The organism is Arenimonas aestuarii (genome assembly GCF_054781715.1).
This window is the reverse complement of sequence record NZ_BAAGTW010000006.1, coordinates 91,107-116,929: the sequence shown is the minus strand read 5'-3', so window position 1 is coordinate 116,929 and position 25,823 is coordinate 91,107. Positions and strand designations below refer to the sequence as shown.

22 protein-coding genes and 1 tRNA gene are annotated in these 25,823 nt (G+C 69.5%); 16 read left to right on the top strand and 7 right to left on the bottom strand.

All coding sequences use genetic code 11. From position 1 onward, the window contains the following. The first annotated feature begins 60 nt into the window (after positions 1-60). Complete coding sequence (locus ACYVJH_RS10165) at positions 61-1,431, top strand: esterase/lipase family protein (RefSeq protein WP_460454533.1); 1,371 nt, start codon at positions 61-63, stop codon at positions 1,429-1,431. Positions 1,432-1,467: 36 nt separating this feature from the next. Then, positions 1,468-2,229, top strand: a complete 762-nt coding sequence (locus ACYVJH_RS10160; RefSeq protein ID WP_460454532.1) for a hypothetical protein — start codon at positions 1,468-1,470, stop codon at positions 2,227-2,229. Between the two features lie 35 nt (positions 2,230-2,264). Here ACYVJH_RS10160 and ACYVJH_RS10155 read toward each other — a convergent pair whose 3' ends face one another. After that, positions 2,265-2,738: an OsmC family protein gene (locus ACYVJH_RS10155; RefSeq protein ID WP_460454531.1), complete on the bottom strand. Its 474-nt coding sequence runs from the start codon at positions 2,736-2,738 to the stop codon at positions 2,265-2,267. A 206-nt stretch (positions 2,739-2,944) separates the two neighbouring features. Here ACYVJH_RS10155 and ACYVJH_RS10150 point away from each other — a divergent pair, with 206 nt between their 5' ends. After that, the gene (locus tag ACYVJH_RS10150) at positions 2,945-5,497 is read left to right on the top strand and encodes a TonB-dependent receptor plug domain-containing protein (protein WP_460454530.1); all 2,553 of its coding nucleotides are present in this window, start codon (positions 2,945-2,947) and stop codon (positions 5,495-5,497) included. A 117-nt stretch (positions 5,498-5,614) separates the two neighbouring features. Here ACYVJH_RS10150 and ACYVJH_RS10145 read toward each other — a convergent pair whose 3' ends face one another. Further along, on the bottom strand, positions 5,615-6,478 hold the full coding sequence (locus ACYVJH_RS10145; RefSeq protein ID WP_460454529.1) for a helix-turn-helix transcriptional regulator: 864 nt from the start codon (positions 6,476-6,478) through the stop codon (positions 5,615-5,617). Positions 6,479-6,859: 381 nt separating this feature from the next. Between ACYVJH_RS10145 and ACYVJH_RS10140 the strand changes: the two genes are divergently transcribed. Together ACYVJH_RS10140 and ACYVJH_RS10135 are read left to right on the top strand one after the other, a co-directional pair. Continuing rightward, on the top strand, positions 6,860-7,897 hold the full coding sequence (locus ACYVJH_RS10140; protein ID WP_460454528.1) for a L,D-transpeptidase family protein: 1,038 nt from the start codon (positions 6,860-6,862) through the stop codon (positions 7,895-7,897). Beyond that, positions 7,881-8,603 carry a murein L,D-transpeptidase catalytic domain family protein gene (locus ACYVJH_RS10135; protein WP_460454527.1) on the top strand — a complete coding sequence of 241 codons (723 nt, stop codon included), beginning with the start codon at positions 7,881-7,883 and terminating at the stop codon, positions 8,601-8,603. Before ACYVJH_RS10140 ends, ACYVJH_RS10135 begins: the two co-directional genes overlap by 17 nt. 13 nt (positions 8,604-8,616) lie before the next feature. On the opposite strand, the gene ACYVJH_RS10130 is transcribed toward ACYVJH_RS10135, so the two are convergent. Further along, the gene (locus ACYVJH_RS10130) at positions 8,617-9,375 is read right to left on the bottom strand and encodes an outer membrane protein (protein ID WP_460454526.1); all 759 of its coding nucleotides are present in this window, start codon (positions 9,373-9,375) and stop codon (positions 8,617-8,619) included. A gap of 129 nt (positions 9,376-9,504) precedes the next feature. On the opposite strand from ACYVJH_RS10130, the gene ACYVJH_RS10125 reads away from it, so the two are divergent. From ACYVJH_RS10125 to ACYVJH_RS10105, 5 genes are read left to right on the top strand one after another with little or no spacing between them, the layout of a single operon-like run. After that, positions 9,505-9,915: a GntR family transcriptional regulator gene (locus ACYVJH_RS10125; protein ID WP_460454525.1), complete on the top strand. Its 411-nt coding sequence runs from the start codon at positions 9,505-9,507 to the stop codon at positions 9,913-9,915. A gap of 10 nt (positions 9,916-9,925) precedes the next feature. After that, positions 9,926-10,846 carry an ABC transporter ATP-binding protein gene (locus tag ACYVJH_RS10120; protein ID WP_460454524.1) on the top strand — a complete coding sequence of 307 codons (921 nt, stop codon included), beginning with the start codon at positions 9,926-9,928 and terminating at the stop codon, positions 10,844-10,846. After that, positions 10,839-12,623: a hypothetical protein gene (locus ACYVJH_RS10115; RefSeq protein ID WP_460454523.1), complete on the top strand. Its 1,785-nt coding sequence runs from the start codon at positions 10,839-10,841 to the stop codon at positions 12,621-12,623. The genes ACYVJH_RS10120 and ACYVJH_RS10115 overlap by 8 nt, the downstream gene beginning before the upstream one ends. Next, positions 12,620-14,647 (top strand): S9 family peptidase, encoded by a 2,028-nt coding sequence (locus tag ACYVJH_RS10110; protein WP_460454522.1) that lies wholly within the window; start codon positions 12,620-12,622, stop codon positions 14,645-14,647. The genes ACYVJH_RS10115 and ACYVJH_RS10110 overlap by 4 nt, the downstream gene beginning before the upstream one ends. Positions 14,648-14,673: 26 nt before the next feature. Next, positions 14,674-15,720 carry a TraB/GumN family protein gene (locus ACYVJH_RS10105; RefSeq protein ID WP_460454521.1) on the top strand — a complete coding sequence of 349 codons (1,047 nt, stop codon included), beginning with the start codon at positions 14,674-14,676 and terminating at the stop codon, positions 15,718-15,720. A gap of 7 nt (positions 15,721-15,727) precedes the next feature. On the opposite strand, the gene ACYVJH_RS10100 is transcribed toward ACYVJH_RS10105, so the two are convergent. Next, positions 15,728-15,804, bottom strand: a tRNA-Arg gene (locus ACYVJH_RS10100). 68 nt (positions 15,805-15,872) lie between these two features. After that, positions 15,873-16,787 carry a glutaminase gene (locus ACYVJH_RS10095; RefSeq protein WP_460454520.1) on the bottom strand — a complete coding sequence of 305 codons (915 nt, stop codon included), beginning with the start codon at positions 16,785-16,787 and terminating at the stop codon, positions 15,873-15,875. Positions 16,788-16,956: 169 nt separating this feature from the next. Between ACYVJH_RS10095 and ACYVJH_RS10090 the strand changes: the two genes are divergently transcribed. After that, positions 16,957-19,779, top strand: a complete 2,823-nt coding sequence (locus ACYVJH_RS10090; protein WP_460454519.1) for a sensor domain-containing protein — start codon at positions 16,957-16,959, stop codon at positions 19,777-19,779. Positions 19,780-19,798: 19 nt separating this feature from the next. On the opposite strand, the gene ACYVJH_RS10085 is transcribed toward ACYVJH_RS10090, so the two are convergent. Beyond that, positions 19,799-20,038 carry a hypothetical protein gene (locus tag ACYVJH_RS10085; protein ID WP_460454518.1) on the bottom strand — a complete coding sequence of 80 codons (240 nt, stop codon included), beginning with the start codon at positions 20,036-20,038 and terminating at the stop codon, positions 19,799-19,801. A 104-nt stretch (positions 20,039-20,142) separates the two neighbouring features. On the opposite strand from ACYVJH_RS10085, the gene ubiA reads away from it, so the two are divergent. Further along, entirely contained in the window at positions 20,143-21,048 is a 906-nt protein-coding gene (gene ubiA / locus ACYVJH_RS10080; protein ID WP_460454517.1) for a 4-hydroxybenzoate octaprenyltransferase, read from the top strand. Positions 21,049-21,055: 7 nt separating this feature from the next. Here the strand turns inward: ubiA and ACYVJH_RS10075 are convergent, their stop codons facing one another. After that, on the bottom strand, positions 21,056-21,757 hold the full coding sequence (locus ACYVJH_RS10075) for a ComF family protein (RefSeq protein ID WP_460454516.1): 702 nt from the start codon (positions 21,755-21,757) through the stop codon (positions 21,056-21,058). A 174-nt stretch (positions 21,758-21,931) separates the two neighbouring features. On the opposite strand from ACYVJH_RS10075, the gene bioB reads away from it, so the two are divergent. The 4 genes from bioB to bioC are packed head-to-tail and all read left to right on the top strand — an operon-like array spanning position 21,932 to position 25,785. Continuing rightward, the gene (gene bioB, locus ACYVJH_RS10070) at positions 21,932-22,945 is read left to right on the top strand and encodes a biotin synthase BioB (RefSeq protein ID WP_460454515.1); all 1,014 of its coding nucleotides are present in this window, start codon (positions 21,932-21,934) and stop codon (positions 22,943-22,945) included. A gap of 1 nt (position 22,946) precedes the next feature. Beyond that, on the top strand, positions 22,947-24,140 hold the full coding sequence (gene bioF, locus ACYVJH_RS10065) for an 8-amino-7-oxononanoate synthase (RefSeq protein WP_460454514.1): 1,194 nt from the start codon (positions 22,947-22,949) through the stop codon (positions 24,138-24,140). Then, positions 24,137-24,913 carry a pimeloyl-ACP methyl ester esterase BioH gene (gene bioH, locus ACYVJH_RS10060; protein ID WP_460454513.1) on the top strand — a complete coding sequence of 259 codons (777 nt, stop codon included), beginning with the start codon at positions 24,137-24,139 and terminating at the stop codon, positions 24,911-24,913. The genes bioF and bioH overlap by 4 nt, the downstream gene beginning before the upstream one ends. Next, the gene (bioC, locus tag ACYVJH_RS10055) at positions 24,910-25,785 is read left to right on the top strand and encodes a malonyl-ACP O-methyltransferase BioC (protein WP_460454512.1); all 876 of its coding nucleotides are present in this window, start codon (positions 24,910-24,912) and stop codon (positions 25,783-25,785) included. Before bioH ends, bioC begins: the two co-directional genes overlap by 4 nt. Positions 25,786-25,823: the final 38 nt, after the last annotated feature.

The following is a 25,823-nucleotide window of genomic DNA, read 5'->3' as shown; positions in this document are numbered from 1 at the left end:
CCGGCCGGTACTTCCGGCGGTGTCCGCGTTCATGCGGGCCGTGTGAAAATCCCGGCCCTCATGAATACCCTCCTGCGACGGCTGCCCTGGCTGCTGCTCGCCAGCCTCGTGCTGGCGGGCTGCAGCGGCGCGGCCACGCGCCCGGACCTGGCGCGCCTTTACGAAGAAGACACCCGCAACCAGGCCCAGCCGCCGGTCATCCTCATCCATGGCCTGATGGGTTCGACCCTGGTCGAGCGCGACACCGGCAAGGAGTACTGGCCGGGCGGCCTGGGCACGCTGGCCTTCAGTGAGTACCGCGAGCTGGCGCGCGTGCGCGACGTCGAACAGCGCGGCGGCGGTCTGGTGCCGGGCGACCTGTTCTACGGCGTCGCCCGTACCGACTACTACGAAGCACTGATCGCCGCACTCGAGGACGTGGGCCGTTTCCGCCGCGCCGAACCCGGGGAGCCGGTGCGCGGCCAGAACGACCGCCGGCGCTATTACGTGCTGCTGTACGACTGGCGCAAGGAAAACATCCACGCCGTGCGCCAGCTGCACGAGATGGTCGAACAGATCCGCCGCGACTACGGTGACCCCGACCTGCCGGTGGACGTGCTGGCGCACAGCAACGGCGGCCTGATCGCCAGCTATTACCTGCGCTATGGCCCTCAGGACATCCTCGACCGCAACGAATTCACGCCCTGGGACGAGGGCGCGCACCGCATCCGCCGCATGGTGCTGCTGGGCACGCCCAACCTGGGCTCGGTCATCAGCCTCGAGCGCCTGCAGAAGGGCGTGAAGATCGCCTTCCGCACCGTGCCGGTGGAAGTGCTGGCCACCTTCGCCACGCCCTTCGAGACGCTGCCGCATCCCGACGCCAGGGTCATCCACGGGCCGGACGGCCAGCTGGTGGACCTGGACATCTACAGCGTGGACACCTGGCGCCGCCATCGCTGGGGCGTTTTTTCGCCCGACGTCGAGGCCCGCGTGCTGGCCTCGGCCCACGGCCCGGAAACCGGCGCGCTGCAACTCGCCGCGCTGCATGCCACCTTCGCGCGCCACCTGGAACGGGCCCGCAAGCTGCACCTGGCCCTGGGTGAACCGATCCAGAGCAACGGCGTGGAAGTGGCGCTCTTCGGCGGTGATTGCACCCTGACCCCGGGCCGGGCCGTGCTGGACGAAAAGGACGGGGTGAGGAGCCTGGTCGTCCGGCCCGAGGACGTTCAGGCCCGGGTCGACGGCGTGGACTACGAACGCCTGCTGATGCAGCCCGGCGACGGCCTGGTCACCCGCGACTCGCAGCTGGGCCGCGGCCGCGTGGCGGGCGTGGGCGCGGCCTACGACAGTTTCCCCTTCGCCCAGACCTTCTTCCTGTGTGAACGCCACGACCAGCTGTCGGTCAACCCCTACTTCCAGAACAACCTGCTGCACTTCCTGCTGTCGCGCTGATGCCCGCCCGGCCCCGGGCCGGCATAGAATGGCGGCATGAAAGACCTGCGCGCCCTGCTGATCGACTGCCGCATCGAGCTGCGAAAGCTCGCGCGCGACTTCCAGAAAACCGAGCTTTGCGAACGCCTTGACCTGGCCATCCAGCAGGTCGCAAACGCCAGCCTGGCGCCAAAATCCCAGGTCTCCACGCAGGCCACCGACGCCCCGCAGACGGAAAAGACCCAGACCGTCAGCCAGGTCGCGCTGGCCTGGCAGACCGCCGCCCGCGACCTGAAGTTCTCCGACCCGGCCATCCACGCCCGCATGGGCGAAAAGGTGATGCGCCTGCTGGGCGCCAAGACCCTGGCCGACCCGGCCACCGAAATCATCCAGCTCGAAGGCATGGTCAGGGCCGCCGAGGCACGCATCGCCCAGCTCGAAAAAGCCCAAGACACGATGGAAGTCGAACGGGACGCCCTGCTTGGCGCGCTCGCCGACGCCGCGCCGGGGCTCAAGGACGGTGGCGACCGGCTCGCCGTCGCCCTGGCCCGGGTCGCCTGGCTCAAGACCGAGGCCGGCAAGACCGCCAGCGGCCCGGCGCCGGGCAAGCGCGCGCCCGAACCCCAGGACACCGTGCCCACGACCGACCTGCTGAAGGCCGCGGCCGCCGGCGCCGCCAGCTTCAACAAGGAGCAGCGCGAGTGGTGCGTGGGCGAGGCCATGGTGGTCACCGGCTTCCAGTTCACACCGGTCGAACTGATCGAAAAAGGGGACGCGGCCATGGCCCGCCTGATCCTCGATGCCCGCAAGGGCGGCTGAGCCGCCCCCGCGCAGAACCCCGATCGCGGCGGGCGTCAGGCGCCTGCTTCGAAGGACTTGTCGCCCACCAGCACCCGGCCATCGTGGTCGCGGATCACCAGTTCGACTTCGATGCCCTGGCGCACGCTCTGGGTGACCACGCAGAACTCCTCGAACTGGGCCAGGATGCGTTCGAGGTGCTTGAGTTCGCCCGGGCCCTCGGAAAGTGTCAATTCGGCCACGGCCTTGGGTATGCGCCAGCGGCCGCCGTCGTTGCGGGCCATCTCGCCGGTGATGGTGGCCGTGATCGGTCCCGGCTGGTTGCCGAACTTGCTCAGCGCGAAGGTAAGGCTGGCGGCCAGGCAGTTGGCGATGGCGGCCATCAGCAGCCGCGAGGGATTGGGCCCCTTGCCTTCGCCGAGGGGCGCCGGTTCGTCGGTGGCCAGGTCGGCGATGCCCTCGCCGAACTCGATGGTGAAGGCGTACCCGGACTGCTGGCGCAGGAACACCTGTACGGTCTTGGTTTCCATGGCGATCTCCGGTGGGCGGTGAGCCAAGCATACGGCCGCGCGCGGGCGCCCGGCCGGCGGTGGGCTGAACGCAAATCCCAATGCCGGCACATCGAATTGCGAATTCCGCACACGGTTCGTGGTCAGGACCGTTACTGCCATCTTGTTAAGCACTTGTAAACATCACCGTTCCGGCCTTCCGGCCTTGAGCAGTGGAGTAAGACAAGATGCAATCCCGTACGCTTTCCGCGTCCATCCAGCGCGCGCTGCTGGCGATGGCGGCGGTTTCGGCCGGCGCCCTGGCCACGACCAGCGCCATCGCGCAGGAGTCGGAAGACGCCGCCGCCACCCTCGACACCATCGAGGTCACCGGTTCGCGCCTCAAGCGCGCCGACATCGAAGGCGCCGTCCCGGTGGTCGTCATCGACCGTGCCGAGATCGACGCCTCCGGCGACGTTTCCGTGGCCGATGTGCTGCGCGACTCGACCTTCGCCTCCTTCGGCAACTTCAAGCCGCAGTCGGGCTCTTCGGCCCAGTCGCTGGCCACCATCGACCTGCGCGGCGTCGGCTCCGGCCGTACCCTGGTGCTGATCGACGGCCGTCGCGCCCCGACCAACCCGATGTCGGCGTCTTCGGGCTCCGACCTCAATGCCATCCCGCTGGCCGCGGTCGAGCGCATCGAGATCCTGTCCGACGGTGCGTCCGCCGTGTACGGCTCCGACGCGATCGGCGGCGTGGTCAACGTCATCCTGCGCAAGGACTTCAACGGCGCCGAGATCCGCTATGGCGTCGGCTCCACCGAAGTCACCGGCGGCGACCTGCAGGATATGTCCGTGGTCTTCGGCTCCTCGTCCGACCGCACCCGCGTGATCGGCGGCGCCTCCTCGTCCAAGCGCGGCATGGTCTTCACCCGCGACCAGATCGGTGGCCAGATCCCGGGCGTCACGACCTACGGCAACAACTATTACAACTGGGACACCCAGGCCATCGAGGCCGTGCCCGGCTTCGACTGCACCCAGGGTGCGTTCTACGTGCTGAGCAACGGTCTGTGCTCGTTCAACTTCCGGGAAGTGGCCGCCAACGACGCCAAGGTCGACAACACCTCGGTGTTCATCCGTGCCGACCACCAGATCAATGACAACTGGACGGTCTACGGCGCCGCCACGATGACCAAGGTCGAAACCTTCGGCCGCTACGCGCCCGTGCCGGGCGTGGTGGTTGTCGACGACGGCACCCAGAGCGACATCAACGGCGGCGTTGCCTGCGGCCCGGGCGGCTGCGCACCCGGCACCACCGACGGCCTGCCGACGTACTACTTCCATCGCTTCGCCGCCGCGGGCAACCGCGACAACTGGACCGACACCACCAATGCCGACTACCTGGTCGGTTTCCAGGGCCAGCTGACCGACACCATCGGCCTGGACTTCGGCCTGCGCCGCACCGACTACAAGTACGCGGAACTGGGCCGCGGCTACATCGTCGCCACCCTGGCCAACGAAGCCGCCAACAACGGCGACTACGACCTGAGCGACCCCTACGGTGCCGATCCGGACGTGCTGTCGGGCATGCAGGCCACCATCAGCCGTGATTCGCGCTGGACCACCGACGAGATCTACGCGCTGCTCAGCTTCGACCTGTTCGAAATGGGCGGCGGTACCTCCAACGGCGTGTTCGGCGTCGAGTACCGCGAAGACACCCTGGTCGACCTGTACGACTCGCTGTCCGAAGCCGGCCTGGTGCTGGGCTCGTCGGGCAACTCGTCGGCTGGTTCGCGCGACGCCAAGGCCGTGTACTTCGAGTGGCTGCTGCCGTTCTCGAGCACCTTCGACATGACCCTGGCCGGCCGCTGGGACAGCTACAGCGACTACGGCAACGACTTCTCCCCGAAGCTCGCGCTGCGCTGGCAGCCGCTGGAAAACCTGACCCTTCGTGGTTCCTACGGCCAGGGCTTCCGTGCCCCGGGCCTGGACATCCTGACCCAGAAGACCACCTTCTCGGCCGAACCGGTCAACGACCCCCAGTCCTGCGCCGCCCTCGGCCAGCCGGCCAACTGCCAGCTGCAGGTCGACACCTTCTTCCAGGCCAATCCGCAGCTGGAGTCGGAGCAGTCCACGCAGTTCAGCGTCGGCGCCGTGTGGGATCCGCTGGAGTGGCTGGACTTCTCGGTGGACTACTACGCCATCGAGGTCGAGAACACGATCAACCAGATCACCCCGCAGGCGATCATCAACTCCGACCTGGATCCGGCCACCTACGGTCCGATCCCGCCGGGCATGAGCATCACCCGCCGGGCCAATGGCGCCATCGACGAGATCATCGCCGGCTACGCCAACCAGGGCACGCTCGACACCGACGGCATCGACTTCCGGGCCAACACCAACTTCGACCTCGGCAAGTACGGCCAGCTGCGCAACCAGCTGACGATCTCGTACATCAACAGCTACGAAATCGACGACGGCCTGGGCAACGTCACCGAGTTCCTGGACATCAACGGCTACCCGGACCGCCGCGGTTCCTTGAACAACACCTGGACCTTCGGTGACTTCACCGCCGGCTGGAACATCAACTACATCGGCGGACACGGCCCGGTCGGCGGCTACGCCACCAACGACGTGCAGCTGAGCTGGCAGGCGCCGTGGAACGGCACCATCACCGTCGGCGCCACCAACGTGGGTGACCGCTACCCCGAACTGGTGGCCTTCGACGGCCGTCCGTGGAACTTCTACCTGTACGACGCCTACGGTCGCACGACCTACCTGCGCTACACGCAGACGTTCTGAGGTCCCCGGTCCGCGGCGCCACCCCGAAGGCGCCGCGGCACGGAAGGCAAGGCCCGCGATGAAAATCGCGGGCCTTTTTTCTTGGCGTGGGGAAGGCTGGCGTCGACGGCGCCGGTTTCAGGCCGTGCCGGTGCGCCGGACCTGTGAGGTGGTGGCGCCGAAGTTGGCCTTGAACGAGCGGCAGAACGCGCTCTTGCTTTCGAAGCCGATCACTTCCGAGATGTCCCCGATCGGCATGCGGGTGTCGCGCACCAGCGTCCAGGACCGCCGGACGCGCAGGCGGTTGGCGTGTTCGAGCGGGGTTTCGCCGAACACTTCGCGGTACAGGCGGATCAGGTGGGTGGGCGAATAGTTGGCCACCTCGGCCAGGCGGGTGAGGTCGAGCCGGGCCGGGCGGCCGAAGGTGATCAGGTGGCGCACGCGCATCAGGCGCAGCAGCACCTGTTCGCGCCGCTGCCGGGTGCGGCCGCTGCAGGCGTCCAGGTAGACGCGCACCGGTGCCTGGCTTTCGTGCACGGCCGCCACCAGCGCGCCCAGCGCGGCTTCGTTGCGTGCCTTGCCATGCCGGGACAGGCGGGCGACGCGCAGCATCAGGCGGCGAAGCTCGCGGCCCGGGCGGACCTGCCAGGGCATCAGCAGGCGATCGCCGCCGCCGGGCTGGTCGCGCAGGCGATGCGCCCACAGGTGCGCCGGCCCGGCGATGCCGATCGCACCGACCTGGCCCGGCGCCGACAGCCGCAGCGGGCCGTCCTGCCAGGCAAGCATGCGGCCCTTGGCGACCTCGCCCTGGAATGCGGGCGCTTGCACGCCCAGGCTGCCCTGCAGCACCCACCACGCCGAAGCCCAGCCGGCAGGCAGATCCACCTGCGCGCCGCGCGCGGCGGCTACGACCACGTGGAAACGTTCGGCCACCGGAACGACCGCGCCGGCGAAACCCAGGCGGTGGAAATCAGCCGTGGAAAAAAGTGCAGCGGGGCACATCGACGGGAATCCGAAGGGACATCCGCCGAGTTTGCATGCGCCCCGGGGGGCGGCATGGGTAGAAAGTCATGTCCACGCGGACGTCCGCGCGGACAGTTTGAAATGGTTCAGAAACCCTTCAAAACAAGGCTTTTCGCGACTACCGCAATCGCAATCCATGCACACGGCGGAGGTATCGTCCCGGTCCAAGATGTCGCCGTCCGCGACGCCAGACTCTCTCTCCAACGGCACGGCGATCCTGGAACCTTACAGAGTGGGTTCGGGACCAACAGGTTCGTCTTCGCAGGCACGGCCCGAATGGATTCGGGCCGTTTTCATTCCTGAACCCGTCGGCAGGCAGTGGCGCGTAGCATAGGGCCGTTCGTAAGCGGGAGCGGCACGATGCGTCGGAGCATCACCCTGGGGTTGGCGGCCTGCCTGGTCGCGCTGTCGGCGGCAGCATTGGCCGTGGCCACGCCGCCTGCGGGTTCGCCGCTGCGCCTGTTGCCCGGCGAGTACCTGTGGACGCCGGAGCTGGCGCCGGTGGGCCCGGTGCTGGTGCTGGTCAGCCTTCCCGAACAACGTGCGTATGTGTATCGCAACGGCGTGCGCATCGGCGTCGCTACCGCCAGCACCGGCAAACCCGGCTACGACACGCCGACCGGCGTGTTCAGCGTCCTGCAGAAGAAGCGCGAGCATTACTCCAATCTCTACGACGACGCGCCGATGCCCTACATGCAGCGGCTGACCTGGGACGGCATCGCCCTGCACGCGGGGCGGGTGCCGGGTTATCCGGCCTCCCATGGCTGCGTGCGCCTGCCCGAGGCCTTCGCGGAAAAACTCTACGACGTCACCACGCGTGGCATGACCGTGGTGATTACCGACGACCCGGCCCGCGTGCCGATGCTTGCCGATCCCCGCCTGTTCCCGGCAAGCGCGCCGCCGCCGACCGTGGGCACCCGCGTGGCCGACCTGTCGCTGCCGGTGCCGGCGGATGCGGTCTTCAGCTGGCAGCCCGGGCAGGCGCCACCCGGGCAGGTGACCGTGGTGCTGAGCCTGTCGGAGCGGGAAATGGTGGTGATGCGCGAAGGCGTCGAGATTGGCCGCAGCCCGGTAAACCTCACCGGCCCGCTGCCCGCGGGCACCCGCGCCTACCTGCTGCTCGACGGCGTGCAGCCGGACGCGGCCACGTCCTTGCCCGATCGGCCGCGCCGCCGCTGGCTGCGGGTGCTGGGCGACGGCGCCGACGACCCGGCCGGCGTCCTGGGCCCGGCAGGCCTGGACGCGGACCCGCGTTTCCTGGCGCGGGTCTACGACATCCTGGTGCCCGGGGCCACGCTGGTGGTCACCGACGAGGCCCTGCGCCGGGCCCCGGCGCTGACCGTGATCGAGGCCGGGGATGAAATCCCGCCGGCCAGGCCCCATGCTGAGGGGCAATGACCGTGGAAACGCCCTGATGACCTTGCTGCGAGCGCTGTCCTGCGCCGCCCTGCTGGCCGCCGGCCCGGCGCTGGCCAAGGCCACGCTGCTGGAAAAGCTGCAGGCCCAGGCGCCCGAGGCCGACGCCCGGGTGCTGGCGCTGGCGCTGCAGGCGCGCGAATGCGCCCTGGCCAGCGCTCCCTCGGCCCGCCGGCTGGCGGTGATCGATTATTCGCGGCCGTCCACCGAGCCACGGCTATGGGTGTTCGACCTGGACCAGGCCCGGCTGCTGTTCGCCGAACACGTGGCCCATGGCCAGGGCAGCGGCGGCAACCTCGCCACCGATTTCTCCAACCGCGAAGGCAGCCACCAGTCCAGCCTGGGCCTGTTCCGCACCGGCGAGACCTACCACGGCGGCAACGGCTACTCGATGCGCATGGATGGCCTGGAGCCAGGCATCAACGACGCCGCCCGCGACCGCTTGATCGTGATGCACGGCGCGCCCTACGTGAATCCCTTGGCCGCGGCCGTCCAGGGTCGCCTGGGCCGCAGCTACGGCTGCCCCGCGGTGCGCCCGGAAGTGGCGCGCGAGGTCATCGACACCCTGAAGCAGGGCCAGTTGGTGTTCGCCTATTACCCCGACCCGAAGTGGCTGCAAGGCTCGCAGTTCCTGGGCTGCGGCGACGCCGCGCTGGCGCAGGCGAAAGCCGGGGCCAGCCAGGGCTGACCCCGGACCCGGCTCAGAAGCGGTAGACCAGCGCGATGCGGAAGGTGTCGAAATCGACGTCCTGGCGCACCGATTCCAGGTAGGCCGGCGAAGTGAAGGTGCTGCCGGGCAGGTAACCGGTGTCGTAGCGCAGGTCGTCGAGGTCGGTCATCAGGTATTCGCCGCGCAGCGACCACTGGTTGCCGAAGTCGTAGGCGTAACCCAGGCCCCACTCGAATCCATCCAGGGTGTCGGACTCCCGGCCCAGCTTGAGATATCCGCCGTTGCTGGCCACGGACGCACTGGCGCTGGCTTCCACCTGCACCCAGCCGGCGCTGGCGAAGAACAGGTGCCGGCCGCTGGCGTAGCCAAAACGCGCCCGCAGTGACCACTTGTCGTCTAGTTCGATGCGGTTGCCGTAGTCGTAGCTCAGCGTCGGCACCGACGGCGTCGGCTGCGGGCCGGTGGCCCGGCTGTCACTGATGTCGAGCGAAGCGTAGTCGAGCTCGGCGCCCAGCACGAAACCGCTGGCGAACTGATGGTCGTAGCCGAACAGCAGGCCGAAGGCGCTGCCGTCCGGGTCCAGGTCCGTGGACCAGCCAGCGCTGACGTCGTCTCGCAGCGCCTGGGATTCGATGGACCACTGGCCGCCCAGGCTGACATCGGCGCGGGAATCGCCGCTGGCATGGCCGGCGTGGCCGCCCAAATGCCAGCCGGTCCAGGCCTGTTCGGCGGCCAGTACGGGGGAAGCCGCCAGGCCGAGCAGGGCAAACAGGGGCAGGGACTTGAACATGGGGAACTCCTGTTGAGGGGAAAGGCCAGCCGGCCGTTGCCGGGGCCTACCTACACACGCAGCTCCAGGGCTTGCCGTGCCAGTCGGATAGGTGTACTGTCCGCACTAGTACAGTACGGACGCAGCGCCATGGCCCGAACCCGCCCCCTGATGATCCAGATCGCCACCGGCGATGCCCGCCCGATAAGCAAGCAGATCGTGGACGCCGTCCGCATGCAGGTCGCCACCGGCGGCCTGGCGGCCGGCGACCAGGTGCCCAGCGTGCGTGGCCTTGCGCAGCAGCTGATGGTCAATCCCAACACCGTGGCCAAGGCCTACGCCGAACTCACCGCAGAGGGCTGGCTGGAGTCGCGCCAGGGCCTGGGCCTGTACGTGGCCACTCCGCGCCAGCGCCTGAGTGACACCGAGCGTGAGCGTCGCTTCGACGACGCCGTGCAGCGTTTCGTAAACGACGTGGTGGCGCTGGATATCCCGGCCGCCGACGTGCAGGCGCGCCTGCAGCTGGAACTGCGCGCCCTGCGGCCGCGCAAGCGCGCCTGAGGTAGCCGCGATGAACGACGACGACCTGGTCATCCAGACCGACGCGCTGGTCAAGCGCTACGGCCGCAAGCACGCCCTCGACGGTCTGAGCCTGGCGATCCCGCGCGGCCGCATCCACGCCATCGTCGGTGCCAACGGCGCCGGAAAGTCGACCCTGTTCCGCATCCTGCTCGGCTTCCTGCCGCCCAGCTCGGGACGGGCGCGGATCCTGGGTGTCGACAGCCAGCAGCTGGCTCCCGCCGACCGCAGCCGCATCGGTTTCGTCAATGAAGAGCACACGCTGCCGGGCTGGATGACGGTGGCCGCCGTGACGGCCATGCAGAAAAAGCACTACCCGCGCTGGCGCCAGGCGGCGTTCGACGAGGTGATTGGCCACTACCAGGTCGAACAGGGCCAGAAAGTGAGCCAGCTCTCGCGCGGCGAAAGGGCCGGCCTGAACCTGGCGCTCGCGCTGGCGCAATCGCCGGAGTTGCTGGTGCTCGATGAACCGACCCTTGGCCTGGACGTGGTCGCCAAGCGCGCCTTCCTCGAATCGCTGCTCTACAGCAACGCGGCCGAGGACTGCACGGTTATCTACTGCTCGCACCAGATGGAGGAGATCGAGCGGGTCGCGGACAACCTGGTGATCCTCGAGCGCGGCCGCCTTGCCCACATGTCGGCGCCGGACGAATTTTGCGAACGCGTTTCGCTGTGGGTGGCCGACATCCCCTTCCAGGGTCCGCCGCCGCAAACCGTGCCCGGCCTGCTGCAGCGCCAGCAACTCGATGGGTTGCAGCATTACCTGGTGCTGGACCAGGACGAGGGCTTCGCCGATTTCCTGCGCAGCGTCGGAGCCCGCACGGTGCAGTCGATGCCGGTGAGCCTGGACCGCGCCGTGAACGGATTCCTGGCCAAGCACCACGCGGCCCCGACGGAGCTGCGCCATGCGTGAGCTCTTGCAGGCCGAACTGCTGCGCTTCCGCACCTGGGCCATCGCCGCGGCGATCGTGCACCTGGCGGTGCTGGGCTTCTTTGCACGCCTGGTCGATCCACTGCAACAACCGGACTTCGTGCATGCCATCGTCGCGGGCCTGTACTTCGTCCTGGGCCTGCTGTTGGGCCTGTACCAGATGGGCAGCTACCGGCGCCCCAATGCCTGGCTGAACCTGCTGCACCGGCCGCTGCCGCCGGGCCGCATCGTCGCGGCGCTGTCGTCGGCCGCCGGCGCGCTGTTGTGCCTTGCCGTGCTCTTGCCGCTGCTTCTGCTCGTTCTCGGGCAATGGGCCTGGACGGCGCGGGTCGTCGACCTGCGCCACGCCGCGCTGCCGCTGGCGGCCGGCCTGATCGCCATGGGTGGCTACCTGGCAGGCGCCATTGCGATGCTGAGCACGCGGCGGGTCGCCGCGTTTGCGCTGGTGCCGCCGGCCCTGTGGTTCGCAAGCCAGGCCAGCGGCGTCTGGGCGCTGGCGGTGCAGGTGCTGGTGCTTGCCTGGCTGGCGGCGTGGCTGCGGGTGGTGTTCAAGCCGGACCTGACGGCGCCACCCCGCACGGCGGCAGGCCAGGGCCTGGCAGCTGTACCGCTGGCCTTTGGCGCCTACGTGCTGCTGGTGTTGGCCAGCCTCGGCTACCAGTTGGGCTGGATGGTGCTCGGCAACCACCCGCTCAATGGCACGCCGCCGGCGGGCGGCTACGTGGAAGCCAGCCGAGCCGACGCCGGCGAGCTGCTGCTGGCCGGACTGGCCGGCAGCGAACATGCGCAGGCGCCGCTGTGGCGGCAGCAGGTTCCACTGTCCAGGCTCGGTTCGCTGTCGCCGGAGTTCACCGCGTTTCCCCTCGTGCATGCGTTGACCAATCCGGTGCTCGCCGAGTTCGACGACGCCGACAATCGCCGGCGCTACACCTTCAGCCATGACGCGGGGCGTTTCCTGGGCGTGAATCCGGTCAATCGCGAACGCGAGGGCGTGTTGGGCGTCGGGGAAACGCAGCAGCGGTTTCCGTCGCCACCGCTGCTGGTCGGCGATGGCCTGATGGCGACGGCGCACGCGCTCTACCGCTACGACAACGATCGCCAGCAGATCGACGTCGTGCTGGAGCTGCCAGCGACGGAAACCCTGGCCGCGCCGCCGGCGGTCGCCGGCGAGTCGCTGGCGGTACTGAGCGACCAGGCGCTTTACCTCTACGACGCCCGTGCCTTCCGCACCGGTACCGCCGCCCTCGCGCCACGCCAGCGCCTGCCGCTTTCGCTCGATGGCGCGCGGCTTGCGCGGATAGACCTGATGGAGCTGATCGACGGCGAACTCGTTTCCATCACCGTGGGGCGCGGCAGCATCGATGGCACGGGCGAGGCCTGGCAGGCGGTCTGGCATTGGCCCGCGGAAGGCTCGCCGCAGGAGGTGGCGCGCCGCGACCTGGCACCCGACTTCCCGCAACTGCTTCGGCATTACGAGTGGTGGGTGTCCCCAACGTTGAGCCGCGCACGCCAGGCCCTCGTGCAGCTGTTCGCCACGGCCAACCCGCTGCAGGCCGGCGGTCCCGGCCCGCGCCCCGCGGCGGCCTGGCTTGCCGCCGGACTCGCTGCCCTGGTCGCCGCCATCGGTTCCTGGGCCTGGGGTCGCCGGCAGGCGCTGGGACGTCGCGCGCGGGTGATCTGGGTGCTGGTTTGCCTGCTCATCGGCTTGCCTGGCCTGCTGGCCCAGTGGTTGCTCTACCCGAGGCGCGACCACGCATGAGCTGGTGGCGGCGTTTGACCCGCGGCCTGTGCCTGGCATTCGCGTGCACGGCAACGTCGGCGGCGGATGACTGGGCCATTGCCGGCGCCGAGGCGGCCGACTGGCCGACCATCCCCACGCTGTCCCGCGAGACGGCGATGCGACCCGCGCGGCTCGAGCGCAGTCTGCTGTCCCCCGATGGCCAGTACGTGGCCTACCTGCGCCGCGACCAGGACCAGCGCAGCCTTTGGTGGCGGCCACTGGACAACGGCGAACCGGTTCGCCTGCTGCCGCGACTGGACGACGCGTCCTTGCGCTGGTCGCCCGACGGCCGCTGGCTGTTCGTGTTGACGCCGACGCAGCTGATGGCGTTCGACCGCGAGGCGGCAGGCGCCGGCGAAATCCTCGCGCGCTGGCAGGACCGCCGCTCGCGCACGCTGCTCGATACCGGTCCGGGCAAACCCGATGCGGTGCTGTTGCACGAACAATCGCCGGATGGCGCGGTGCCCTGGCGAACCGCCGTCTGGCGATGGCGTGCCGATGGCGAGGCAGTGAAGCTGCATGAAAGCGACAGGCCGATCCTGGACGTGCTGCTGACGCCGGACGGAGAACTGGCCTGGCTGCGGCAGGCCGAGGCCGCGCGTCACGTGGTCTACCAGGCCGACGCCGGCGGCCGTCTGCACGAACGTTTCGACTGCACGAACCTGCACCGTTGCCGCCTGCTCGCCCGCGACGGTGAAGACGGCCTCTGGCTGCTGGGCGACCTGGGCGCCGACCTGCAGCAGCTGCAGCGCTACTCACCGGAGCATGGTGTTGTCGCAATCGCGCCGGACCCGCGCGCCGAGGCGGACCTGGACCAGGTTGTATTCGATCACCAGACCCGCGAACCCGTGCTTCTGGCCTGGCGCAGCACACAGCCGCATTGGCTGGCGCGGAATCCGGACGTGCACAAGGCGCTGTCGCAGCTTGAACAGGCGCTGCCGGACAGCGACCTGTCGCTGCAGCTTGGACCGTCGGCGAAGGCGCCGTGGTGGGTGGAGCAGCGCGTGGCGACACGGGCCGGCGTGCGCACCTGGCGTTTCGATCCGTTGGCCGGGCATCTCGAATCGTTCGACCTGGTGCCCGACGCCGCTACGCCCGCGCAGCCACCAAGGCGCCCGGTACGCTGGACGGCGTCCGATGGCCGCGAACTGCATGGCTTCCTGACCCTGCCGGCGGGGCGCGACGCATCGAAGGTGCCGCTGGTGGTGTCGGTGCACGGCGGCCCGTGGTCGGCGGCGCGTCCGGGTCATTCGCCATTTGCCGCACTGCTTGCCAGTCGCGGCGTGGCGGTGTTCGAGCCCAACTTCCGCGGATCCACCGGCTTCGGGCGCGAGATGCTGCTGGCGCCGGGAGGCGATTTCGGCAACGGCCGGGTGCAGCAGGACATCGACGAAGGGGCGCAGGTCGTCCTGTCCCGGGGAATCGGTGATCCTCAGCGGGTCGCCATCGTCGGGGCTTCGTTCGGCGGTTACTCCGCGCTGCTGGGCGTGACGTTTTCGCCGCAGCGTTATCGCCTCGCCCTGGCAGCGGTACCGCCGACAGATTTCGGCTGGACCCTGCGGTGGGCCGTCCACAACAGCGACCTGAGCCTGCAGGCGGGCGTGCCGCTCGCGACGACCTTTGCCCTGCTCGGCGTCGACCCCGAAGACCCGGGCGTAATCAAGAGCCTGGCGGCTCAGTCGCCGCTGGCACATGCGGAGAGACTGACGCGTCCGGTGCTGCTGTTCGCCGGCGGCCGGGACGAACGCGTGGCGTTTCGCGGCGTCAGCCACTATGCGGCGACGCTGGCGCTGCTGGGCAAGGACGTCAGCCTGTTCGTCGAGCCGGACGCCGGCCATGGCATGGACGACCCGCTGACCCGCGAAGCCTGGCTTTACCTGGTAGAAGGGGCCTTGCATCGCCACCTGGGTTCCGACCCGCCCGAGCCCCCGTCGCCGGCGCTTGAAGCCTACCTGGCACGCTCATTGCGGCTGCGCGGCTCGGTGCTGCCCGGCCCGCCCTAGACGGGCCGTTGCGGCACAATGCCGCCATGAGCAAACGCCGCCCCCGGACGTATTCCTTTCCGCTTGCATGCCTGCTGGTGGCCCTGCCGGCCCTGGCTGCGCCGGCGGTTGCGCCGCCGGTCGCGCCGGAACGGGCGGACCTGCCTACGCTCGAGACCGTGGTCGTCAGCGGCGTCCAGCCGGGGCCGGGGCTGTGGAAGGTGTCGCGCGACGGCAATGTCCTGTGGGTGCTGGGAACGCTGGCGCCCTTGCCCAAGCGCATGGAGTGGAGTTCGGACGAAGTCAGGGAGCGCATCTCGGCCTCCGGCGTCGTGCTGCTTTCGCCGAAAGTGAGCCTGACGACCAGGGGCGGAGCGTTGGGCGGCATGTTCCTGCTGCCTTCGGCCCTGCGCGCGCGCAACAACCCCGACAAGCAGCAGCTGCAGGACGTGCTGCCGGCAGCGGACTACGCCCGCTGGCAGGTCCTGAAGGCGCGTTATCTCGGGCGCGACCGCGGCGTCGAGAACCGCCGCCCCATCGCCGCCGCGATGGAACTGCGCGAGAAAGCCTTCGACCGCAACGACCTCTCCTGGCGCGACGTGGTTGGCCGCGAAGTGAAGCGGGCCGCCAGGCGCAGCGGCGTTCCCTTTGAGCAGCCAACCATCAGCCTGCGGGTCGAAAATGCCCGGGCTGCGCTGAAGCAGTTCAGCCGCGATGAGCTGGACGACCTCGAATGTTTCCGCCTCACGCTCGACCAGGTGGAGCGCGACCTGGACACCCTGGCGACACGGGCCAACGCCTGGGCGCTGGGCGAGGTGGCGATGCTGCAGGACCTTCCCTACGCCGACAACAGCCAGGCGTGCACGGAAGCGCTGCTGCAGACCAGTCTTGCGGAAAGCCGGGGCCTCACCGACCTGCCGGCCCGGGTCGAAGCCGCCTGGCTGGCCGCGGCAAAGAGTGCGCTGACTGAACATCGCGAGAGTTTCGCCGTCCTGCCGATGTCGCGGATCATCGGCGAACGCAGCTATCTGCGTTTGCTGGAACAGGCGGGGTATCGCGTCGAAGCGCCCGGGGAGGACAAGGCGTCGGATTGAAGGAGATTGGCGCGCCTGGAGGGATTCGAACCCCCGACCAATGGCTTCGGAAGCCACTACTCTATCCGGCTGAGCTACAGGCGCCCGGGGGCGGATTATGCCACGCCGCGCAGATCAACCGCAGCCCCGGCTGCGCGACCCGGCGGGGTAAGTCAGAAGATCGACCAGCCCGTGAGCTCGGTGAACCGGGCCAGCGCCGCCGTGCCGGCCAGGGAGTTGCCGCGTTCGTCCAGGCCCGGCGACCAGACGGCCAGTGCCAGGGCGCCCGGCACCACCGCGGCGATGCCGCCGCCGACGCCACTTTTCGCCGGCAGGCCGACATGGAAGGCGAAGTCGCCCGCGGCGTCATAGGTGCCGCAGGTGAGCATCAGGGAGTTGATGCGCCGGGCCCGCACCGGGCTGATGACCTGCACGCCCGTGCGCCGGCAGCGGCCGCCGTCGGCCTGGTGCAGGAAGGCCAGGGCCAGGTCTTCGCAGCTCATGGCGATCGCGCACTGCCGGAAGTAGAAGTCCAGCACCTCGTCCACGGGCTGCTCGATGTTGCCGAAGCTGCGGATGAAATTGGTCAGTGCCGCATTCCGGAACCCGGCCAGGGCTTCGGATTCGGCCACGTCGGTGTCCACCTGGATGTCCGGGTTGCCGGCCCGCTCCCGGATGAACGCCAGCAGCGCATCCAGGCCGTCGCGGCGTTTGGACAGCACCACGTCGGCGACCACCAGGGCGCCGGCATTGATGAAGGGATTACGCGGAATGCCGCGTTCGTCCTCGAGCTGGACCAGCGAGTTGTAGGGGCTGCCCGAGGGCTCCCGCCCCACGCGCTGCCACAGGTCGCCGCCCAGGGCGTCGAGCGCCATGGAGAGCGAAAAGACCTTGGAAATGCTCTGGATCGAGAAGGCCGTGCCGGCATCGCCGATCGAGAATCGGCGGCCGTCCAGGGTCGCCACCGCCATGCCGAACCGGTCGGCCGGGACCTGCGCCAGGCGTGGGATGTAGGACGCCACCTTGCCTTGCGGGATCAGCGGCCTGACGTCGTCGGCGATGCGCGCCAGCAGCGCGTCGAAATCCATTCCGGTGATAGTCTCGGAAACCTCTGCTCTCACGGGCCGGGCCACATTTGAGGGGGTCGGCAATTATCGCACGCAGGCCCGTCCAATCCGCTGGAGCAGGGATTGCGAACGGAATCGTGCAAAAGACCACGGTTCCGGGGCTGCACTTATGTGACGCTGAAGCTAACGTATGCCTGATGCCACCCCGCCACACGCCGACCCCACCGGCCCGGACGTGAACGCCGACCACGCGTTCCTGGCCAGCCTGCTGCAGCACCCCTCGCGACGCGCCCTGCTGGCGCTCGACGCCCAGGGGCGGTTGATCGCGGGCAACGAACGGGCCCGCAGCCTCGTGGGGGGCCAGCTCGAGGACGACCTGCGCCAGGCGCTGGCCGACGGCATGCGCCAGTTGGCTGAACACCCGGACCGGGAAATCCAGCATCGCCACGAAACCCCGAAGTACACGCTCGACTGCCTGCTGCGCGCCGTCACCGGCACCGGCGGCGAGGTCCTGGGTTACACCGTCAGCGTGTTCAGCCAGGACGAAGCGCCCGACCTGGCCGATTCGCCCGAACGTGCCCGCTGGCGCTTCGCGCTCGAAAACGCCCAGGACGGCCTGTGGGACTGGGACGCGGAGCGTGACAGGGTGTACCGGTCCGGTCGCTGCTTCACGATGCTTGGCTACGCCCGTGACGCTTTCGCCGGCAGCTTCGATGCCTGGCAGACACTGATCCACCCCGACGATCGCCCGCGCATGAAGGTGGCGCTGCACGCCCACCTGACCGGCGAGCGTGAGAATTACATCGTCGATTACCGCGTGCGCGACGCCAACGGGCGCTGGCGCTGGGTGCTCGACCGGGGCCGCGCCATCACCTGGGACAGCAGCGGCCGTCCGAAGCGCGTGGTCGGCACCCATACCGACATCCACGACTACAAGCAGATCGAAGCCCAGCTGCGCGAGCGCGAACTGATCCTCAACCAGGCCCAGCATGTCGCCCACCTGGGCAACTGGAGCTGGGACCCGGAGAACGACAAGCTGTGGTGGTCGGACGAGCTGTACTGGATCGTGGGCCTGTCGAACAATCAATCGCCACCGAAGTTCCGCAACCAGCGGCACCTGTTCACCGCCGAATCCTACGAGCGCCTGCATGCGGCGTCGGTGGCCCTGCTCAAGCAGGCCAAGCCCTATGCGCTGGAACTGGTGATGCTTCGCCCCAACGGCGAGCGCCGCATCGTGCAGGCCCGCGCCGAGGCCATCCTCAGCGACGACGGGCGCGTGCAAAGCCTGGTGGGCGTGCTGCACGACATCACCGAACAGCGCAACGCCGAGGAAAACTCGCGCTGGCGCAACGACCTGCTCGACCGCATCGCCGCCATGGGCCGCATCGGCGGCTTCGAGCTGCTGGTCGAGAACGGCGAGCTGCACTGGACCGACGAGAATTACCGCATCCATGGCATCGAGCCCGGCACGCCGCTGCAACTGGAAGACACGCTGCCCAACTACACGCCCGAATCGGCGCAGAAGCTCCGCGTCGCTTTCCAGCGCATGGTCAAGGAACACCTTCCGGAACAGACCGCCGACCTGTGTTACATCACGCCCGACGAGCGCCGCATCTGGCTGCGCGTCACCGGCAGCCTCGAGCTGCGCGAGGGCCAGCCCTACCGCATCACCGGCCTCACCCAGGACATCACCGAGGAACACGAGGCCGGCGAGCGCATCGAACAGCTGGCGCACTACGACACCCTGACCGGCCTGCCCAACCGGTTCCTGTTCCGCGAGCGTGCCGAAGAGTCGATCGAGCTGTCCCGCCGCACCGGGCAGCCGCTGGCGCTCCTGTTCCTGGACCTGGACCGTTTCAAGTACGTCAACGACACCCAGGGCCACGAGGCCGGCGACCTGCTGCTGCAGGAAATCGCCGGACGACTGCGCCAGTGCGTGCGCGCCTCGGACCTGGTCGGCCGGCTCGGCGGCGACGAGTTCCTGGTGCTTCTGCGCGAGATCGCCCGACCCGAGGATGCCGCCCTGGTGGCGCGCAAGATCATCGAGGTGGTGGGCAAGCCGATCAACCTGGCCAACGGCGAGGCGCAGGTCGGCTGCAGCATCGGCATCGCGCTGCTTGGGGAAAACAACCTCGACCTCGAATCCATGCTGCGCGCCGCCGACACCGCCATGTACGCGGCCAAGGACGCCGGCCGGAACACCTTCCAGTTCTACAACGCCAGCTTCTACGAGCGGGTGCAGCGGCGGGTGACGCTGGAACAGGAGCTGCGCCAGGCGCTCGCGCGCAACGAGCTGCACCTGGCTTTCCAGCCCACCATGTCGATGGACGACGGCGGCGTTTCCTGCATCGAGGCGCTGCTGCGCTGGACCACCACGGCGGGCGAGTCGCGTTTCCCGACGGAATTCATTCCCGTCGCCGAAGACTGCGGCGAGATCCTGCCGATTGGTCGCTGGGTGCTGGGCGAAGCCTGCCGCCAGGCGCGGACATGGCACGAGGCCGGATTGCAATTCGGCCGCATCGCGGTGAACGTGTCGCCGCTGCAGCTGCGCGACCCCGATTTCGGAACCCAGGTCCTTGAGGCCTGCGCGCGCGAGCAATGGCCCACCGACCGGCTGGTGCTGGAAATCACCGAATCGGCGCTGATGCGCGACAGCGAGGTGCTGCGCAATACCTTCGCGCTGTTCAAGGCCAATGGCATCACGCTGTCGATCGACGACTTCGGTACCGGGTTCTCAAACCTGGGCTACCTGCACCGCTTCCCCCTGCGCAACCTCAAGATCGACCGCAGCTTCGTCAGCCGCATGGACACCACGCCCAACATGCTCGAGCTCACCCACGCGGTGGTCAGCCTGGGCCACGCCCTGGGACTGAGCGTGGTGGCCGAGGGCGTGGAAACCGAAAACGTGCTGCAGCTGCTGCGCCAGCAGGGCTGCGACGAGGCGCAGGGTTACCTGTTCACCCGGCCGCTGGCCGCCGCCGAAATGGCCACCTGGCTGGCGGCGCAGGCCTGAGCCCGCGCCGCCGCACCGGTCAGCGGTTCGCCGGGGAATAGACCGCGGCGTGGATGCAGGAGAACAGGCTGATCACGAACCAGCCGAACGGAAGCAGCGAAAGCGTCACCAGCCAGGTGACGGCGAAGGCCACGCAGGCCAGCGCGAACCAGCCGATCGCCCAAAGGATGCGTCCCTGGACCAGCTGGCCCAGGCCCGGCACGAAGAAGCTGCAGATGGCGGCGATGACATTGCCGGTGGAACCCTGTCCTGCGCTCATGCTTGCGACCTCTTGTTGGGGGAGTCAGCTCGAACAATGGGGACATAGCAGGGCGGCTTCAAGTGCGCTGCCCGGCGACGGGGCGCTCTGCTAGGCTTCGCGCCATGTCCCGACCCCCCGAACCGACGCCCGACGGGGCGCCGACGCCGGCCTGGCGCACGCGCCTGCACCTCTACTGGCTGCTGATCCGCGGCGATCGGCCGGTGGGCATCCTGCTTTTGCTCTGGCCGACCTGGTGGGCGCTCTGGCTGGCGGCCGAAGGCCTGCCGCCCTGGCACCTGCTGCTCATCTTCAGTGCCGGCGTCTGGCTGACACGCTCGGCCGGCTGCGTCATCAACGACTATGCCGACCGCTGGCTGGACCCGCAGGTCGAACGCACCCGCCGACGGCCGCTGGCCACCGGCGCGGTGAGTCCGCGCGAGGCGCTGGCGCTGTTCGTGGTGATGATGCTGGTGGCCTTCGGCCTGGTGTTGCTGACCAACCGGCTGACGATCCAGCTGAGCGTTGTCGGCGCCTTCCTGGCGGCGACCTATCCCTTCCTCAAGCGTCATACCTACCTGCCGCAGGTGTACCTCGGCGTCGCCTTTGGCTGGGGCATCCCGATGGCCTTCGCGGCCGTGCAGGGCACGGTGCCGCCGCTGGCCTGGCTGCTGTTCCTGGGCAACCTGCTGTGGACCACGGGCTACGACACCTGGTACGCCATGGTCGACCGCGAGGACGACCTCAGGGCCGGGTCGAAGTCCACCGCCATCCTGTTCGGCGACGCCGACCTGGTGGCCCAGGGCGTGCTGTACGCGGGCTTTGCCTGGGCGATGTGGCTGGTCGGTGGCCGGGCGGGCTTGGGGATCTTCTATTACGTGGCGCTGGCGGTGGCCCTGGTGCTGGTGGTGCGGCAGTTCTGGATCGCACGCGACCGCGCCCGCGAAAATTGTTTCGAAGCCTTTATTTCGAACCAGTGGGTGGGCCTGGCGATCTTTGCCGGCATCGCCGGCCACTACGCGCTGGGCTGAGCAGGCCCTAGGCCCGCGCGGCCACCCACAGGTCGACCCGCGCCACGCCGGCCCGGCGAAGCTGGCGCGCGGCTTCGGCCAGCGTGGCGCCGGTGGTCATGACGTCGTCGAACAGGGCCACGTGGGCGGGCAGGGTGATCCCGGGAGAGACCTGGAAGGCGCCGCGAACGTTGCGGCGCCGGGCCCGTGCGTCGAGCTCGGACTGCGGCGCCGTGGCGCGAGCGCGCTGCAGGCCGTCGGCCAGCAGGGGCAGGGCCAGCACCCCGGCCAGCGGCCGGGCCAGTTCCAGGGCCTGGTCGTAGCCGCGCTGCCTCAGCCGGCGGCGATGCAGGGGGATGGGGACCAGGGCCGCTGGTCGCGGTGCCCCGGCCAGGTCCTCGGCCAATAGCGCGGCGAGCAAGCGGCCGGCCGCGAGGTCCCCGTGGAATTTCAGCCGAAGCAGCAGCCGATCCAGCGGCGGTGAATAACGGAAGACCGCGCGCGTGCTGGCCTGGATGGGCGGGCTGCCCAGGCAGCGACCGCAGCGGGCAGCCGGGCGGGGCAGGGGCAGGCCGCAACGGGCGCAGGCCGATCGGTTCCAGGGCAGGTCGTGGCGGCAAGCCAGGCACAGGTCGACGCCGCCCGCGCCTGGGTCGGTGCAGACCAGGCAGCGCCAGGGCAACAGGGCGGGGCCCAGCCCTGCGAAAAGTTCGGCTAGGGCCCGGCGCACGGAGCGTGATCGTGGTCACGGAACACGGGTCCGGGCCTGGCGTAGCCTCGGCCTCCCGGCATCCCCCCGACCGGGCTGGGGCCGTCAACTTCCGGGGGTTGGATTTGGTTGACAGGGTGGGGCATGGCAAACAGACTGCCGCTCTTGTTTTTCCCGCACCATCAGGGAATGCCCATGCCTGCCGTCATCCGTAACGACTGGTCGCGCGAGGAAGTCCTCGCCGTCTTTGACCTGCCCTTCCCCGAACTGCTCTACCGCGCCGCCACGGTGCACCGCGAACGTTTCGACCCGGCCGAAGTGCAGGTTTCGACGCTGTTGTCGGTGAAAACGGGCGGCTGCCCCGAGGACTGCGCCTACTGCCCGCAGGCCGCGCGCTACCACACCGGCGTCGAAGCCACGAAGCTGATGGACACGGATGCGGTGCTTGAGCGTGCCCGCGCCGCCAAGGCCGCCGGCGCCTCGCGTTTTTGCATGGGCGCCGCCTGGCGCAGCCCCAAGGACCGCGACATCCCGAAGGTCGCCGAAATGATCCGCGAGGTGAAGGCCCTGGGCCTGGAAACCTGCGCCACCCTGGGCATGCTCAAGGGCGACCAGGCCAAGGCCCTGCGCGACGCCGGCCTGGACTACTACAACCACAACCTCGACACCGCGCCCGAGTTCTACGGCGACATCATCAAGACCCGCGACTACCAGGACCGCCTCGACACCCTGGAACACGTGCGCGACGCCGGCATGAAGACCTGCTGCGGCGGCATCGTCGGCATGGGCGAGTCCCGCGCCCAGCGCGCCGGCCTGCTGCAGGCCCTGGCCAACCTGCCGGCGCACCCGGACTCCGTGCCGATCAACCGCCTCGTGCAGGTCGAGGGCACGCCGCTGTCCGGTACCGCCCTGCTTGATCCGTTCGAGTTCGTACGCACCATCGCCGTCGCCCGCATCATGATGCCGGCCTCGATGGTGCGGCTGTCGGCGGGCCGCGCCGAGATGAGCGAGGAACTGCAGGCGATGTGTTTCCTGGCGGGCGCGAATTCCATCTTCTACGGCGAAAAGCTGCTGACCACCGGCAACCCGGACGTGGCCGCCGACCAGGCCCTGTTCGAACGCCTGGGCCTGCGGCCGATGCCGGTGGTGCACGAATCGAAAACCGTGCACGCCGATATCGTCGAGCCCACTGCTGGCTGCGCCGCCTGAGATGTCGCGCATCCGGTTCGCCGACCGCATTGCCCTGGCCCGCGCCGACCGCGCGGCCCGTAACGCACTCCGGCCCCGGCGCGAGATCGAAGGCCGCGAAGGTGCGCGGGTGCTGGTGGATGGCCGCCAGCTGACCAGCTTCTGCGGCAACGACTACCTGGGGCTCGGCCAGCACCTGGACGTGGTTTCAGCCATGCAGGAAGCCGCGGCCTGGCACGGCGTCGGCAGCACCGGCTCGCCGCTGGTCACCGGCCACCACGCCGAACACGCGCGCTTCGAACGCGAAATGGCCGACTGGCTGGGCTACGAGCGCGCCCTGTACTTCGGCAGCGGTTACCAGGCCAACCTGGCGGTGATGCAGTCGCTGCTGGAAGCCGGCGACACCTGCGTGCAGGACAAGTTGAACCACGCCTGCCTGATCGATGGCGCCCGCCTGGCCGGCTGCGAACTCAAGCGCTACCCGCACGCCGACGTCGAGGCGGCCATGCGCCAGCTGATGTCGCGCCGCGACGGTGCGGCGATGCTGGCCACCGACGGCGTCTTCAGCATGGACGGCGACGCCGCGCCGCTGGCCGACCTGGCCCTGGTGGCGCGCGCGCAGGACGCCCTGCTTTACGTCGACGATGCCCACGGCATCGGCGTGCTCGGTCCCGAAGGCCGCGGCAGCCTGGCCGTGGCCGGCCTGGGCGCGCGCGAAGTGCCGCTGCTGCTGGTGCCGCTGGGCAAGGCCTTCGGCGGCCAGGGCGCCGTGCTGCTGGGCAGCGAAGCGTTGGTCGGCCACATCGCCGAAACCGCACGTCCCTATCTGTTCTCCACCGCGCCGGCACCGGCCATGGCTGCCGCGATGCGCGCCAGCCTGCGGCTGATCCGCAAGGAATCCTGGCGACGGGCCAAACTCGCCTCGGTGGTGATGCGCTTCCGTCGGGGCGCCTCTGCGCGCGGCCTGCCGCTGCAGGAGTCGTTCACCCCGATCCAGCCGATCGTGCTCGGCGACAACGCCACGGCCCTGGCGGCCGCGCGAACGCTGGAGGAACGCGGTTACCTGGTCACCGCGATCCGGCCGCCCACCGTGCCCGAGGGCCAGGCGCGCCTGCGGGTCACCCTGTCGGTGGACCACGACGAAGCCGACGTCGATGGCCTGCTGGCCGCCTTGTCCGAAGCGGTGAAACCCGCGCCCGACCCGATCGCGGCATGAGCCTGTTCCACGCCGTCCGTGGCCAGGGCCAGCCCCTGGTGCTGCTGCATGGCTGGGCCATGCACGCCGGCATTTTCGGGCCGCTGGTCGACGCGCTGGCGGACGATTTCGAGCTGCATCTGGTTGACCTGCCCGGCCATGGCCGCAGCGCCGATGCCGGCGTCACGCTGAGCCTGGACGCCGCCGCGGATGCGGTCGCCGCCCTCGTGCCGGCGCCTGCGATCTGGCTGGGCTGGTCGCTCGGCGGCCTGGTCGCCCTGCAGGCGGCGGCGAAAGCCCCACACCGTGTGCGCGGCCTGGTGATGCTGGCCGCCAGCCCGCGGTTCGTGCGCGCCGAGGACTGGCCGGCGGGCATGGACCCGTCGGTGTTCCGGGGCTTCGGCAGCGAACTGGGCCGCGACTACCGCGGCACGCTCGACCGTTTCCTGATGCTCGAGGCCCAGGGTTCGGACCACGTGCGCGAAGAACTGCGGCTGCTGCGCACGGAGGTCTTCGCCCACGGCGAACCCGGCGCCGACGTGCTGTGCGAGGGCCTGCGCCTTCTCGAACAAAGCGACCTGCGCGCGGCCCTGCCGGGCCTGGCCATGCCCAGCCTGTGGCTGGCGGGCCGGCGCGACCGGCTGGTGTCGCCGGCGGCCATGCAGGCTGCGGCGGCGCTGGCGCCCGATGCCCGCTTCCGGCAGGTCGAGCACGGTGGCCACGCTCCCTTCCTGACCCATGCCGATGACGTGGCGAATGCCCTTCGCGACTTCGCCAAGGATTGCCCGCCGTGAGCTCCGTATTCGACCGCCGCCACCTGCGCCGTGCCTTCGGCCGCGCCGCGCCGAACTACGCCGCCGTGGCCGCGCTGCAGCGCGAAGTGGAAGCGCGCCTGCTGGAACAGCTTGATTACCTGGACGACCGCCAGCCCGCACGCATCCTGGACCTGGGCAGCGGACCCGGTCGCGCCGCGGGCGCAATGAAAAAGCGCTGGCCCAAGGCCGAGGTGCTGGCCCTGGACGCGGCGCTTCCGATGCTGCGCGAAGTGCCGCGGCACACCCGCTTCTGGCGCCCGGTGAAGCGGGTCTGCGCCGACGTCACCGCGCTGCCGCTGGCCGACCAGTGCGCCGACGTGCTGTTCTCCAGCCTGTGCCTGCAGTGGGTGGAAGACCTGCCCGCCGTGCTGGCCGAATTCCGGCGCGTGCTGCGGCCCGATGGCCTGCTGCTGTTCTCGACCTTCGGCCCGGGCACGCTTTCCGAATTGCGCGAGGCCTACGAAACCGTCGGCGAAGTGCCGCCGCTGTCGCCGTTCGCGGCCATCCAGCAGGTCGGCGACGCGCTGCTGGCGGCTGGCTTCAAGGACCCGGTGATCGACCGCGACAATTACACGCTGACCTATCCCGACCTGCGCACGCTGATGCGCGAACTGCGCGCCATCGGCGCCGGCAACGCCCGCCACGACCGGCCCCGTGGCCTGGGCGGGCGCGATCGTCTCCGGCGGGTCACCGCGGCCTATGAAGACCAGCGCCGCGGCGATGTGTTGCCCAGCACCTGGGAAGTGATCACCGCGCAGGCATGGGGTCCCGCGCCGGGTGCGCCGCGCCGGCTCGGCGGCGCCGACCTCGCCAGTTTCCCGGCCGACCGCATCCCGCTGCGTCGGCGCTGAACCGGCGACGGCGCTAGACTGCGCACGACCCTGTTGAG

What these genes read in the sequence shown, in the direction of transcription:
- ACYVJH_RS10165 (WP_460454533.1), top strand. Translation starts at nt 61, where the DNA reads ATGAATACCCTCCTGCGACGGCTGCCCTGGCTGCTGCTCGCCAGCCTC.
- ACYVJH_RS10160 (WP_460454532.1), top strand. Translation starts at nt 1,468, where the DNA reads ATGAAAGACCTGCGCGCCCTGCTGATCGACTGCCGCATCGAGCTGCGA.
- ACYVJH_RS10155 (WP_460454531.1), bottom strand. Translation starts at nt 2,738, where the DNA reads ATGGAAACCAAGACCGTACAGGTGTTCCTGCGCCAGCAGTCCGGGTAC.
- ACYVJH_RS10150 (WP_460454530.1), top strand. Translation starts at nt 2,945, where the DNA reads ATGCAATCCCGTACGCTTTCCGCGTCCATCCAGCGCGCGCTGCTGGCG.
- ACYVJH_RS10145 (WP_460454529.1), bottom strand. Translation starts at nt 6,478, where the DNA reads ATGTGCCCCGCTGCACTTTTTTCCACGGCTGATTTCCACCGCCTGGGT.
- ACYVJH_RS10140 (WP_460454528.1), top strand. Translation starts at nt 6,860, where the DNA reads ATGCGTCGGAGCATCACCCTGGGGTTGGCGGCCTGCCTGGTCGCGCTG.
- ACYVJH_RS10135 (WP_460454527.1), top strand. Translation starts at nt 7,881, where the DNA reads ATGCTGAGGGGCAATGACCGTGGAAACGCCCTGATGACCTTGCTGCGA.
- ACYVJH_RS10130 (WP_460454526.1), bottom strand. Translation starts at nt 9,375, where the DNA reads ATGTTCAAGTCCCTGCCCCTGTTTGCCCTGCTCGGCCTGGCGGCTTCC.
- ACYVJH_RS10125 (WP_460454525.1), top strand. Translation starts at nt 9,505, where the DNA reads ATGGCCCGAACCCGCCCCCTGATGATCCAGATCGCCACCGGCGATGCC.
- ACYVJH_RS10120 (WP_460454524.1), top strand. Translation starts at nt 9,926, where the DNA reads ATGAACGACGACGACCTGGTCATCCAGACCGACGCGCTGGTCAAGCGC.
- ACYVJH_RS10115 (WP_460454523.1), top strand. Translation starts at nt 10,839, where the DNA reads ATGCGTGAGCTCTTGCAGGCCGAACTGCTGCGCTTCCGCACCTGGGCC.
- ACYVJH_RS10110 (WP_460454522.1), top strand. Translation starts at nt 12,620, where the DNA reads ATGAGCTGGTGGCGGCGTTTGACCCGCGGCCTGTGCCTGGCATTCGCG.
- ACYVJH_RS10105 (WP_460454521.1), top strand. Translation starts at nt 14,674, where the DNA reads ATGAGCAAACGCCGCCCCCGGACGTATTCCTTTCCGCTTGCATGCCTG.
- ACYVJH_RS10095 (WP_460454520.1), bottom strand. Translation starts at nt 16,787, where the DNA reads ATGGATTTCGACGCGCTGCTGGCGCGCATCGCCGACGACGTCAGGCCG.
- ACYVJH_RS10090 (WP_460454519.1), top strand. Translation starts at nt 16,957, where the DNA reads ATGCCTGATGCCACCCCGCCACACGCCGACCCCACCGGCCCGGACGTG.
- ACYVJH_RS10085 (WP_460454518.1), bottom strand. Translation starts at nt 20,038, where the DNA reads ATGAGCGCAGGACAGGGTTCCACCGGCAATGTCATCGCCGCCATCTGC.
- ubiA (WP_460454517.1), top strand. Translation starts at nt 20,143, where the DNA reads ATGTCCCGACCCCCCGAACCGACGCCCGACGGGGCGCCGACGCCGGCC.
- bioB (WP_460454515.1), top strand. Translation starts at nt 21,932, where the DNA reads ATGCCTGCCGTCATCCGTAACGACTGGTCGCGCGAGGAAGTCCTCGCC.
- bioF (WP_460454514.1), top strand. Translation starts at nt 22,947, where the DNA reads ATGTCGCGCATCCGGTTCGCCGACCGCATTGCCCTGGCCCGCGCCGAC.
- bioH (WP_460454513.1), top strand. Translation starts at nt 24,137, where the DNA reads ATGAGCCTGTTCCACGCCGTCCGTGGCCAGGGCCAGCCCCTGGTGCTG.